At 73.2% G+C, this 12,098-nt stretch carries 11 protein-coding genes and 1 pseudogene; 1 reads left to right on the forward strand and 11 read right to left on the reverse strand.

Annotation, left to right across the window (positions count from 1 at the left end):
- Window positions 1–613 precede the first annotated feature (613 nt).
- The 11 genes from AB0L29_RS02120 to AB0L29_RS02170 all read right to left on the reverse strand — a co-directional run bounded on the left by AB0L29_RS02120 (window position 614) and on the right by AB0L29_RS02170 (window position 10,841).
- Window positions 614–1,633 carry a pectate lyase gene (locus AB0L29_RS02120; RefSeq protein ID WP_365822350.1) on the reverse strand — a complete coding sequence of 340 codons (1,020 nt, stop codon included), beginning with the start codon at window positions 1,631–1,633 and terminating at the stop codon, window positions 614–616.
- Window positions 1,634–1,649: 16 nt separating this feature from the next.
- Window positions 1,650–2,672: a pectate lyase gene (locus AB0L29_RS02125; protein ID WP_365822351.1), complete on the reverse strand. Its 1,023-nt coding sequence runs from the start codon at window positions 2,670–2,672 to the stop codon at window positions 1,650–1,652.
- A 10-nt stretch (window positions 2,673–2,682) separates the two neighbouring features.
- Window positions 2,683–3,705 carry a pectate lyase gene (locus tag AB0L29_RS02130; protein ID WP_365822353.1) on the reverse strand — a complete coding sequence of 341 codons (1,023 nt, stop codon included), beginning with the start codon at window positions 3,703–3,705 and terminating at the stop codon, window positions 2,683–2,685.
- Window positions 3,706–3,720: 15 nt separating this feature from the next.
- Window positions 3,721–4,761 (reverse strand): pectate lyase, encoded by a 1,041-nt coding sequence (locus AB0L29_RS02135; protein ID WP_365822355.1) that lies wholly within the window; start codon window positions 4,759–4,761, stop codon window positions 3,721–3,723.
- Between the two features lie 190 nt (window positions 4,762–4,951).
- Entirely contained in the window at window positions 4,952–5,302 is a 351-nt protein-coding gene (locus AB0L29_RS02140) for a TetR-like C-terminal domain-containing protein (RefSeq protein ID WP_365822356.1), read from the reverse strand.
- A gap of 483 nt (window positions 5,303–5,785) precedes the next feature.
- Window positions 5,786–6,982, reverse strand: a complete 1,197-nt coding sequence (locus tag AB0L29_RS02145) for a cytochrome P450 (protein ID WP_365822358.1) — start codon at window positions 6,980–6,982, stop codon at window positions 5,786–5,788.
- 224 nt (window positions 6,983–7,206) lie between these two features.
- The gene (locus AB0L29_RS02150; protein WP_365822360.1) at window positions 7,207–7,764 is read right to left on the reverse strand and encodes a hypothetical protein; all 558 of its coding nucleotides are present in this window, start codon (window positions 7,762–7,764) and stop codon (window positions 7,207–7,209) included.
- A gap of 79 nt (window positions 7,765–7,843) precedes the next feature.
- Entirely contained in the window at window positions 7,844–8,521 is a 678-nt protein-coding gene (locus AB0L29_RS02155) for an NUDIX domain-containing protein (protein WP_365822362.1), read from the reverse strand.
- Window positions 8,518–8,871 carry a DUF4406 domain-containing protein gene (locus AB0L29_RS02160; protein ID WP_365822683.1) on the reverse strand — a complete coding sequence of 118 codons (354 nt, stop codon included), beginning with the start codon at window positions 8,869–8,871 and terminating at the stop codon, window positions 8,518–8,520. Before AB0L29_RS02160 ends, AB0L29_RS02155 begins: the two co-directional genes overlap by 4 nt.
- A gap of 74 nt (window positions 8,872–8,945) precedes the next feature.
- Window positions 8,946–9,731 (reverse strand): DeoR/GlpR family DNA-binding transcription regulator, encoded by a 786-nt coding sequence (locus AB0L29_RS02165; RefSeq protein WP_365822364.1) that lies wholly within the window; start codon window positions 9,729–9,731, stop codon window positions 8,946–8,948.
- A gap of 450 nt (window positions 9,732–10,181) precedes the next feature.
- On the reverse strand, window positions 10,182–10,841 hold the full coding sequence (locus AB0L29_RS02170) for a lysophospholipid acyltransferase family protein (RefSeq protein ID WP_365822366.1): 660 nt from the start codon (window positions 10,839–10,841) through the stop codon (window positions 10,182–10,184).
- 268 nt (window positions 10,842–11,109) lie between these two features.
- On the opposite strand from AB0L29_RS02170, the pseudogene AB0L29_RS02175 reads away from it, so the two are divergent.
- Window positions 11,110–11,822 (forward strand): annotated as a pseudogene (locus tag AB0L29_RS02175) (NAD(P)H-binding protein).
- Window positions 11,823–12,098: the final 276 nt, after the last annotated feature.

Genomic DNA, 12,098 nt, shown 5'->3' on the forward strand with positions numbered 1-12,098 from the left:
GTGCGCCCACCGCCAAGTGAAGACGCATCAAAAACCTCTTCTGATGGCGCCCGCACGGCTACTGTGGTCAGCCGTTTGCGCCGTCCCGCTCGGCTGTTCACGGGATCCGGGCCCGTTCCCGGTGCGTCGTGAGCCGGACCCGGATCGCAGCCGGTCCGGACTCCGGGCCGACGCCGCGGACGGTGGTGGACGCCTGCTGTCCCGCGGCACGGAGACGTTGCGCACGGTGGGTCCGGCGGCGGCCGCCCCCGCGCAGCGGACGGCGACCGGGGTGGTGCCGCCCCGTCCCGGAGGGCCCTCGCCGGCCGGCCGCCCCCTCCGCGGCCACCTCGCGCCCACCGCCCGGGCGCCCCGCACCAGCGCCGCGGGACACGCCGAGGGCCCCGCCGCGCGGGGCACGCGCTCGAAGCGCTGCGGCGGCTCCGGCCACTGGAGCACGGCGCCTCCGGATCGGGGTCCGACGGCTCGTCGAGGTCCCACCGAGTGGAACCCGGCCCCGAATCCGGGCCGGGCTCCACCGGCACTGCGGGCGGGAACCGAGGGTTCCACGGCCCTCATCCGCACCGTCCGCACGCTCGTCCGCCACCGTGGACCCACCGGACGGGACGGCCTGTCACAGACCGATGGTGCCCGGGCCCGCGCCCCGCATCACGGCGTCCTTGACGGTGCGCGGGTCGTCGACGGTGTAGTCGTAGTAGTCCGCCGGGTCCTCGACGCTGCCGCCCGTGACCGGTTCGCCGGTGTCGCCGACGAAGACGTTGTTCCGTTCGACGATGCTGCCCTCCGGCCCCGAGTAGCTGTTGGTCATGGGCTCCTCGACGTCGTCGAAGTAGTTGCCCTCGATGAAGCAGCCCGAGTCCGCGTTGCAGGCCGGGCCGGTGTCACTGTTGTCGAGGAAGTAGTTGTTGTAGATGTGCACCGGGTCGCCGAAGCGGGTGCGCGGATTGCGCTGCGGGGTGCGGTCGTACCAGTTGTGGTGGTAGGTCACCTTCAGCCGGCCGGTGTCCTGGGCGCCGTTCTTGTCGGAGTGGCCCAGCAGCATGTTCTTGGTGTGGTGGTGGGTGTGGTTCCAGGAGACGGTGATGTAGCTGGATCCCCGCTTGATGTCGAGCAGCCCGTCGTACCCGGCGGACAGGTCGTTGTGGTCGATCCAGACGTGGTGCGAGAACATCTGGATGTTGATGGAGTCGTCACTGGCGTTCTTGAACGTCAGGTTCCGGACGATGACGTTGTGCACGGCGTCCGCGGGCGGCGAGGTGACGCTGTCACTCGCCGGGAGGCCGATGTTCAGGCCGCCGCCGGAGATGCCGGAACCCGCGCCGACCCCGACGATCGTCTTGTCGGAGCTGACGTCGTACATCCCCGCGGGCAGCGTGATCATGCCGTTGACGCGGACGGTCCTGGGGCCCTCGGCCTTGACGGCGGCGATGAGGTCGGCGGCGGTGGAGACGGTCACGGTCGGACCGCCCGCGCCGCCGGTGGTGCCGTTCTGGCCCCACGCGTCGACGCTCGCGAATCCGGTGGGCGCCGACTCCGCCGGTACGGCAGGGGCCGCGGGGGCGGGTGAGGGAGCGGCGGCCGTGGCGGTCAGTGCGGCCAGGGCAGTGAGGAGGAGGGTGCCTTTGCGGTGCATCGTGTGCCTCCCGGGTTCAGGCGATCCTGCCGACACCGGCGCCGGCCGGGACGACGGTGGGGACGGTCGACGGGGCGTCGAGGGTGTACGCGTAGAAGGTGCGCGGCTCGATCACCGTGCCCAGCGTCTGGGGCGCCCCGGAGTTCACGTAGAGGTTGTTGCGCTCGACCACCCGGCCGGGTCCGCTCTCGTCGTAGCCGGAGTAGACCGGGTGGGCGACGTTCTCGAAGTAGTTGCCCTCCACCAGCACGCCCGCGTCCTCGGTGGAGGCCACGCCGTAGAGCCGGTTGTTGCGGTAGTAGTTGTTGTAGACGTGCACCGGCTCGGCGAACCGGACGCGCGGGTGGCGCTGGTCGGTGCCGTCGAAGAAGTTGTGGTGGTACGTCACGCGCAGCTTGCCCCGGTCGGCGGTGTGGCTGTCGCTGTGGCCCAGCAGGCACGTCTTGCTGTGGTCGTGGAAGCGGTTCCAGGAGACGGTGACGTAGTCCGACTCCCGCTTGATGTCGAGCAGTCCGTCGTACCCCTGCGAGAAGTCGCAGTGGTCGATCCACACGTGGTGGGCGCGGTTGGTGACGCTGACGGAGTCGTCGGAGGCGTGGGTGAAGCGGATGTTGCGGATGATGACGTTGTTGCCGGGCCGGGTCGTGGAGCCGAGCTGGAGACCACCGCCGGTGATCTCGGCGGTGGAGCCGACGCCGAGGATCGACTTGTCGGCCACCACGGTGATCATGCCGTCGATCTCGATGCGGCCGGAGACCAGGACGGTGTAGGGGGAGTTGCGGCCCGCGTAGTCGGCGAGCTGGGCGCCGTCGGTCACCGTCACGGTGGGCCCGGCGACACCGCCCGTGGTGCCGGTCAGGCCGAGGGCGCTGACACTCGCGAAGCCGTCGGCGGCCTGCGCCGCCACGGCGGCGAGCCGGTCCGGGGCGGTGGAGGCCCGGGCGCGCGGGGCCGCGCCGACGACCGGCAGGGCGACGGAAGCCGCGGCGGCGGCGCCCGCCAGCAGGCCGCGGCGGGTGATCGGGGGAACTTCGGACACGAGGGCTCCTTCAGATCCGGCCGGCGCCGGCACCGGCGGGCACGATGACGGGGAGGTCCGCGGGGGCGTCGAGGGTGTACGCGTAGAAGGTGCGCGGCTCGACGACGGTGCCGAGCGTCTCGGGTTGCCCGCAGCGCACGTAGACGTTGTTCCGTTCCACCACCCGGCCGGGTCCGCTCTCGTCGTAGCCGGAGTAGATCGGGTGGGCGACGTTCTCGAAGTAGTTGCCCTCCACCAGCACGCCCGCGTCCTCGGTGGAGGCCACGCCGTAGAGGGTGTTGTCGCGGTAGTAGTTGTTGTAGACGTGCACGGGTTCGCCGAAGCGGACGCGCGGGTGGCGCTGGGCCGTGCCGTCGAAGAAGTTGTGGTGGAAGCTGACCCGCAGCCTGCCCCGGTCCTGGCTGCCGTTGGCGTCCGAGTGGCCGATCAGCATGGTCTTGCTGTGGTCGCGGAAGTGGTTCCAGGAGACGGTGACGTAGTCCGCGCCGCGCACGATGTCGATCAGACCGTCCGCGCCCGTGCTGAAGGTGCAGTGGTCGATCCAGATGTGGTGCGAGGACTGCTGGATGCTGATCGAGTCGTCGTCGGCGCCGGTGAACCGCAGGTTCCGGATGATCACGTTCTGTCTGCGGTACATGTCCAGGCCGCCGCCGGTGATCTCCGCGCCGGTGCCCAGCCCGACGATGGTCTTGTTCGAGCGGACGCCCTGCTTGCTGCTGATGCGCAGGGTGCCCGAGACCTGGATGACGTAGGGCTCGTCGCGGTCGCAGTAGTCCAGGAACGTGTCGGCGTCGGTGACGGTGACCACCGGGCCGCCGGCGCCGCCGGTGGTGCCGGACAGGCCCAGTGCGGGGACGCCCGCGAAGCCGTCGGCGCTCTGCGCCGCCGCGGCGGTCCGCGTCCGCCGTGCGGAAGCGGGCCCGGCGGCCCACGCGCGGCCGCCCGTGCCGGTGGCCGGCAGGGCGGCGGAGGCCGCGGTGGCGGCGGCGCCCGCGAGCAGGCCGCGGCGGCTGAGGGAGGGGAGGTTCCTCATCGTCGTCTCCGTTCCTCAGATCTTCCCGACGCCGGCCCCGGCCGGGACGACGGCCGGGACCTCGGCCGCCCGGTGCGGGGTGTAGGCGTAGTACGTGCGCGGCTCGACGACCGGACCCCGCGTCTCGACGGGGTGGTTGCACTCGACGAGGACGTTGTCGCGCGCGACCAGGCGGCCGAGGCCGCCGCTGAAGTCCACCCGGGCCGGGTTGTTGACGCTGTGGAAGTAGTTGCCCTCCAGCACCACCCCGGCGTCCATGGCGGAGACGACGCCGTAACTGTTGTCGCGGTAGTAGTTGTTGTAGACGTGCACCGGCTCGGCGAACCGCACCCGCGGATTGCGCTGGTCGGAGGCGTCGAAGTAGTTGTGGTGGTAGGTGACGCGCAGCCGTCCGCGGTCCTGGGCGGCGTTGTCGTCGTCGTGTCCGAGCAGCAGGGTCTTGTCGTGGTTGTGGAAGCGGTTCCAGGACACGGTGACGAAGTCCGAGCCGCGCTTGATGTCCACGGCGCCGTCGTTGCCGTCGGAGAAGTCGTTGTGATCGATCCAGATGTGGTGCGAGAACATCTGGATGTTGATCAGGTCGTCCGTGGCTCCGTCGAACGACAGGTTGCGGATGATGACGTTGTGCACCGCGCCGGCGGGGGGCGAGGTGACGCCGTCGCTCGCGGGGAGGCCGATGTGCAGACCGCCGCCGGTCAGCCGGGCGGTGCCGCCCAGGCCGACGATGGTCTTGTCCGAGGCGACCGGGTGCATGCCGTCGCTGGAGCCGGTGGGCAGCGTGATCGTGCCGCTGACCTGCACGACCAGGGGCTCGGGGCGGGAGATGTAGTCGAGGAACTGCGCGGTGGTGGCGGCCGTGACGACCGCGCCGCCCGCGCCGCCGGTGGTGCCGTTCTGCCCCAGGGCGTCGACGGAGGCGAAGCCGTCGGCGGTCGCGGCGGAAGCGGAAGGGGAGGACGCGGGAGGGGCCGAAGGGGCGGCGGAGGCGGGGCCGACGGGTGCGGTGGTCAGCAAGGAGGTGACCAGTGCGACGGCGACCAGCCCGGCTCGAGACACGCAGCGGTTGGATAATCGCATGGGGACAGCCCTTTCTACAGATGTTTCCGGGCATGGCGAAGAAGGTGTTTCTCGGGGCGCTGTACTGAGCGGATGGCGGCTCACTCTCCAGCAAGCGCTTTCCGTGGAAAGTAGAGGCCTTGTCTCAGGCACGTCAACAGGCGTGCACGTTCACGAAAGGCGAAGGTTTTCAACAGGAACGAACAGAAGCCTGCTGCGGTCGGTCATGTCCGGGCCTGCCGTTCGACGAGGCGGTGCGCCGGGTGGCCGCGATCGATGTCAGGGGGCCTCGGCCGACAGCTCGCGCGCGGGTGAGCGTAAGCCGGGCCGTGGTGTCCACCAGCTCCTCGTCGATGGGCGAACCGGACACGAGCACTCGGTGGTGCAACGGGCCGAGCAGCAGATCGACGAGGTGGCCGAGGCTGCGGTCGTCGACGGTGATCTCCTCGCGCGCGAGGAGATCACGCAGACCGGCCGTGTCACGCTCCCGTTGTTCCCGCGGGAATCCGGCGCGCAGCGCCGCCGCCGTGTCGTCGTCCAACTGGCGGAACGCGGACGGAGCCCACTGATGCGGACATGGCGATGGCCCCCCACGGGCGGTGAGACGGAATGACCCGCGGAAAGATCGCGCGCGGACGCGCGATACGCCGGACGTGAAGAACCCGTCCGGGACGGTCCGTGGAAGCCGGGGGCGTGAAGCGCCGGGACGCTCACGGGACGAGCCGGCCGGTGGGACTCCTCCGCCGTCCGACGACCTGGCCCGCCCGCCGGCCCGGCCGGCTCACCCGGACCGGCGGGGCGACAGCGCCATGCCCCGTACGGCGGACGGTGATCGTCCCGGCGGTCCCTCCCGGGACGCGGAGCGGTGAAGCCGTCCTGGACGCCGGTCCCGCGAACCGGCGGTTCGGGAAGACGACCGGCGCCGGCCGTCGTGGCCACACCCTGTTCGCCGAAGGCCCCTTCAGGGCCCGGGGCGTGCGCCCGGGCCCTGATGAGCCGGGGACGGCGCGCGGCCGCCGCCGGCCTACGCGGTGAAACGGACGGGCAGACTGCGCGGGCCGCGGATCATCATGCCCGGCCGCCAGGTGATCGCTGCCGGGTGGATGTCCAGGGCCAGGTCGGGGCAGCGTTCCAGCAGCGTCCTGAAGACGATCCGCGCTTCCAGGCGGGCCAGCGGAGCCCCCAGGCAGTGGTGGATGCCGTGGCCGAACGCCACATGGCCGCGGGTGTCACGGAAGATGTCGAAGCGGTCGGGCGCGGGGAAGCGGGCGGGGTCGCGGTTGGCGTCCGCCATGGCGACCAGGACGAGTTCGCCGCCCCCCGGGATGACCGTGTCGCCGATCGTCACCGGCTCGGTGGTGAAGCGGAACGTGGGCGTCTCCAGCGGTCCCTCGTAGCGCAGCATCTCCTCCACCGCGCCGTCCACGAGGGAGAGGTCCGCGCGCAGGGCGGCCAGTTGCCCGGGATGGGTCAGCAGGGCGAGGACACCGTTGGAGATGAGGTTCACGGTGGTCTCGTGGCCGGCGACCAGCAGCAGCCAGGCCATGCCCACCAGTTCCTCGCGGGACAGCCTGTCGCCGTCGTCGTCCGGGTTGTGGATCAGCGCGCTCATGAGGTCGTCGCCTGGCCGCTGCCGCTTGCCGTCCACCAAATCGGCCATGTAGTGCGCCATCGAGGCCGCCGCGGCCTTGCGGACCTCGGGGTCGGTGGCGCCGAGCGCGTCGTTCGACCACGTCCTGAACGACTCGCGGTCCAGGTCCGGAACGCCCATGAGCTCGCAGATCACCGAGATGGGCAGCGGGAAGGACAGCGCCTCGACGAGGTCGGCGCGCCCACCGGGCGCGGTGAGCATCCTGTCGAGCAGCGCGTCCGTGGTCTTCTGGATGCTCGGGGCGAGTGCCTCCACACGCCGTGCGGTGAAGGCGCGGGCGACCTGTTTGCGCAGCCGCGTGTGGTCCGGCGGGTCGGCCCTGAGCATGTGCGGGCCGGAGGAGACGGAACCCAGCGGCAGGGACGGTGACGCCTTGCTCCAGTCCTTCGAGAGCCTGGGGTCGGCGAGCGCGGCGCGTCCGGCCTCGTATCCGACGACGAGCCAGGCCTGCGCGCCTCCTTCCGGCATCCGGACGCGGTGCACCGGGCCCTGGGCCCGTAACCGGGCGTACACGGGGTAGGGGTCGCGGGTGAACGACTCGCCGAGCGCGGCGAGGTCGATGATGCTCATGGGGCTGTCACCTCGTTCGTGGGAACGGACATCTGGTCGGGCAACACCGTCTTCGCCGGGGCCCGGTGGGACCTCGAGCCGGGGCGAGGCGGCGCCCCGGCCCTCAGAGCGACCCATGGCCGGGCGGTGCGCGTCAAGCACCCGGGTCCCTCGCCGATCGCCGGGCCCGGCACCGCTCCTGGTGACGACGTGTGCCGACACCAGGAGCGGTGCCCGGCGCGAGATCAGTTTCCGCCGTCGGCGGGGCGGCGGACCTTCAGGTCGAAGGCGAAGGCGGAGTCGCACGTCAGGTCGACCCGCTGTCCCAGGGCGTCCACGGTGACCGCGGCAGACAGAGGCGTGTTCCACCCCTTGGACACGACCCGGCCCCACGGCTCGTCGTACACCTCGTGGACCCGCTCGCGCGGACCGGCGGGCACGTAGGAGCCGTTGACGACCACCGTCTCCGAGGACCCGGCCGCCTCCTCCTGCGCCGCGACGACCAGGCGGCGGGAGATCGTGCCGTTGTCGAACAGGCCGCCCTCCGTCTCCCCGCCGCGCAGGTACCGGGTCCCTGCCGTCTGCACGGACACCTGGGCGTGGGTGTCGAAGGCGGAGTTCTCGTAGAGCTCGACGGCCACGCGCAGCCCGTCCTCCTCCCCGGCGCAGGCGAGCACGTGGCCCTTCTCCACGGTCCAGGTGTACGGCCCTGCGGCGCCGGCCGCGGCCGCGACGGCGGGTGTGGCCGCGAGCAGCGCGGCGGCCAGAGCGCCGGCCGCGGCCAGACGGGTGCGGTGGGTCATGACTTCTCCCTGCGATGAGTCGGGTCGTGCGGGAACGCCGCCGGGAGGCGGCGCTCGCTGCGGTCGGGCTGTGCGTCCGTCACCGGCGGGCGGATGCGCGGATGTGCGCGAACGGGCCGTCCAGGGCCGCCCACTGCAGCAACATGACGGTCTTGGCGTCGGCGATGCCACCGCTGCGGATCATGGCCAGCGCCTCACGGAAGGGCAGCTCCAGGACGGTGATGTCCTCGCCTTCGTCGGCGACGCCCAGCGCCGTCGCCGTGCCGGTCGCGGCCCGGTAGGGGGCGGCGAAGAAGTGCAGGCGTTCGGTGACCGAGCCGGGACTCATGTAGACGTCGAAGAGGTGCTCGGGGGTTCCGATGACGTGGCCCGTTTCCTCGGCCGCCTCCCGGCGGACCGCCTCCTCGGGGGTGTCGCCGTCCAGCAGGCCGGCCGCGCTTTCGACGAGCATCCCGTCGGGATGCCCGTTGACGTAGGCGGGCAGGCGGAACTGGCGGGTGAGCAGGACGGTTTCGCGGTCGGCGTCGTAGAGGAGGATCGTGGCGCCGTCGCCGCGGTCGTAGGTCTCGCGCTGTTCGCGGCTCCAGTGGCCGTCGCCGTGCCGGTAGTCGAAGGTGGTTCTGCGCAGGACGTACCAGTCGCAGGAGAGGACCTCCACGTCGACGATCCGCACCCCGGGGTTGCCGGTCAGGTCGCGGCCGTGCCGGTCGAGGCCGGTGCGGCCACGCCGGTCCGGTGTGTCGACGCCCGCGGTCACCGGGCGGCCGGGACGTCGTCGAGGCCGGTGTACACGGCCTTGCCCCGGGCGCGCGCCCGGGCGACCATCCGGTCGGCGCCCTCGGACGGGCCGCCGATCCGCAGCACCGCGTCGCAGCGGTCCAGCAGCCGCTCGGCGACGGGGTGGAAGATCTCCTGGTACGCCGCGTCACCGGGGCGGGTGCTGCCGGCGTTCTCCAGCAGCGGCAGGGCGAGGGCCTCACCGGTGACACCGAGGTGACCGGCGCGGAAGAGTTTCAGAGCGGCCTCGTTCATGGCCCGGACGTTCGCCTCCAGTTTGCGGGGGTCGTCGCCGGTGCCCGACCGGTACGGTCCGGCGACCAGGATCATCAGCGAGCGCGCGGCGGTGTGCACGGAACTGCTCCTTGACGGGAAGTGGGCGAAAGGGAGTATGCGAAGGCGTGTCAGGCCAGGTGGGTCTCGACACCCGACTGCCACGGGGCCTTGAGGGTGGCCGGGCCGCTGGGATGGGTCTGCGGGTCGTCGTCGGCGGCGTCGGTGACGAAGTGGTCGGCGGCGTCGAGCGGAGCGACCTGACTGAAGGCCCGGACGCCGAGTTTGGTGGCGTCCGCGACGGCGACGGTGCGGGCGGACTGGGCGAGCCCGGCCCGCTTGACGGCCGCGTCGTCCAGGGAGAACTCCGACCAGCCGTGCTCGGCGTGCACGCCGCCGATGGACATCACGAAGCAGTCGAGGCTCGGTGACTCCAGCGTGCGCAGGGCCAGCGGTCCCACCAGCGAGCGTTCCCCGGGGCGGGAGCGCCCTCCCACGACGAGGAGGTCGGTCCCCGGGCGGTCCGCCAGGCGCAGCGCCGTCTGCAGGCTCAGTGCGGCGGCCGTCAGCGGCGCGCGTGCGGCGAGGTGCTCCGCGACGTGCACGGTGGTGGTCCCGGCGTCCAGCAGCACGCGTGAGCCGGGCTCCACCATGGCGGCCACGGCGGCGCCCAGGCGGTCCTTGGTGGCGGACTGCCACTGCTCCCGTGCGGCGAACCCCCCGCCCTGCTCGCGGGGGCGGTCGGCGATCGCCCCGCCGCGCACCCGGCGCACCAGGCCCTGGCGCTCCAGTGCGTCCAGGTCGCGGCGCACGGTCATCTCCGAGACCCCCGGACGCCGGGAGAGCTCCGACACGGACAACTGGCCGGAGCCCTGCACCAACCGCAGGGTCAGGTCCAGACGATCGGCGACACCCATGGGTCATTTCTAACACAGTGATGTCCATTTGAACATGAGTTTGTGAGAAGGGTTCGCCGGACGGGTTCCGGCCGCCGTTTCCCGGAGAGCGGGCCTGCCGGGCCGCCGTACGGGGGTTGCGGCGGGCGCGGCCCCGCCGCCGACCGGCCGCTGTCGGGGACGACGGCCGGGGGATGAGCCGTGCCGACGCCCCGGCCGCCACCTGCTCCGGCGTCCGCCACGGACTCGCCTGTGCGCGAGCCACGCCTGCGGCGACCAGGCCCAGCGCGACCGCTGACCGGCGGGGGAGCGGTGCCGGGCCCGGGGCGGGACCGGGCGGCGTCGCACACGCCCGGGGCGGGACCGGGCGGCCGTCGTACACGCCCGGAACGAGCCGGCCGCGCTGGGCGCGCACCCGCAGTCGCCATCGGCCGGTGGCGTGCCGCGGGGCGTCGGCGCACGGTTCGGGGCTCAGCCCGCCCGTGCCGGTTCGCCCACCGCCCGGGCGGCCTTTGCCCAGGCGAGGCTGACGGCCCGGTGGGCGGCGGCCGTGCCGTCCGCGACGTCGGCCGGCAGGCGCACGGGGGTGCCGACGTGGACGTGGAGCCGCGGGCGCCGGACCGGCGCGGTGAGGGCGCCCGCGAGCTGTTTGGCGACCGAACCCGAGGACAGGCGTCTGGCGCCCGCGTGACCCACCGGTACCAGGGGCGCGCCGGAGAGCCGCGCGAGGCGGGCGAGTCCGGTGCGGAACGGGCCGGGCGGGCCGGCCACGGCGTCCGTGCGCCCGGGGAGCCCGCCCTCCCCGTAGACGAGCACATGGCGTCCGCAGGCGAGCGCGGCCGCCGCGGCCTCCAGTGCCTCCGCCGCCCGGGCCGATCCGCGGTGGACCGGGATGTGCCCCTCCGCGGCCAGCGCCCTGCCGAGCAGGGGAATCCGCCAGAGCCCGGCGGTGGCCATGACGACCGGCTCGACGTCCAGGGACCGCAGGGCGGCCACCACGAGCGCGGGATCGGCGAGTGAGTCGTGGTTCGCGGCGAAGACGCTGCCCGTGGGGAAGGGCGGGCCGGCGTCACGGGTGACGGTCAGCCGTCCGAGGACGGGGACGACGGCAGCGGCGGCACGACTGAGCAACGGACGGCCCTTCGACGCGGGTGGAAACCTCGACGCCAGGCTCGCCCCCCGGCCGGTCCGGCGCCTGGGCCGTCGTACTCATCCGCGGGGGTGCGCATACTCAGCGCCTTCGCGGCCGGCGTCGCGGCCGGCGCCGGGCACCGCAGACCGCCGGTTTCGTCCTCGCCCTGGCCGCGTTGCCCGCCGCGCAGTTCGACTCCCCGGGCCCGCGCGGGCGCATCGCGCGCGGCGGACCTGCGGGAGACCGGGTCCCCGGGGAACGGACTCGATGACGGCAGGGTCGAGGCGGGCCGGTTCGACGGCCACCCGCAGGACGATCGCCGAGCTCGGCGCCACCGGCACGGTGGGCGGCCGGGTGCTCGACGAGGCCGCCACGCGCGGACACCGGGTGCTCGCCCTGTCCCGGAGGCCCGCAGGCGAACGCCCGGACGCGATGCCGGTCGCGGTCGACGCGAACGACCCGCACGCCCTGCGCGAGGCGCTGGCGGACTCCGCGGCCCACGGCACCGTCCCGGACGCCGTCGTGGTGGCCGTCCGGACCTTTCCGGCCGACCGGGAGTTCCTGGTCGGCGTGACCCGTGCCGTGCTGGACACCGCCGCCCGGCGCGGGACACGCGTCCTCGTGGCCGGTGGCGCCGGCGCCCTGCGCAGCCCCGGCGACCGGGACCTGCTGGTCGTCGACGACCCCGTGTACGTGCCCGCCGAGTACCGGGCGGGCAGGACGTCGGGGTCGCCCAGTTGCGGGCCTGCCAGGCCCACGCCGGCGCGGACTGGGTGTACCTGAGCCCGCCGGCCCTGTTCGGACCCGGCGAACGCACCGGCCGCTACCGGCGCGGCACCGACGCCCTGCTCATCGCCGCCGGCGGCCGGTCGTGGATCAGCGCCGAGGACCTGGCCGTCGCCGTGGTCGACGAAGTCGAGAACCCCGGCCCCGAGCGCCACTTCACGGTCGTCCACCAGGACGCACACCCGCCGGCGTAGGGGCACCCGGCCTCGCCGGGGTGAAGGGAGCCGCGCACGATGCCCGTGCGACCGCCCCCCACGGCATCGCCGGCCTCCCCGCCGGAGCCGGCACCGGCTGCGGGCTGCGGGGCGGACAAGGGCCGCCGGGGCACCGACGGCACGGCCCGCCCGCCTCGAAGGATGCGGGAGGAAGCGGACCTCACGGGAGGAAGGACCCTGAAGGCAGTTTGATGGTTTCCTTAAGGCTCCCTTAAGTCGGCCCTCCGGGGGCGGTTTCCGCCCCGGCCCGGCCTA

The organism is Streptomyces sp. NPDC052701 (assembly GCF_040678355.1).
In the GTDB taxonomy this organism is placed as follows: Bacteria; Actinomycetota; Actinomycetes; order Streptomycetales; family Streptomycetaceae; genus Streptomyces.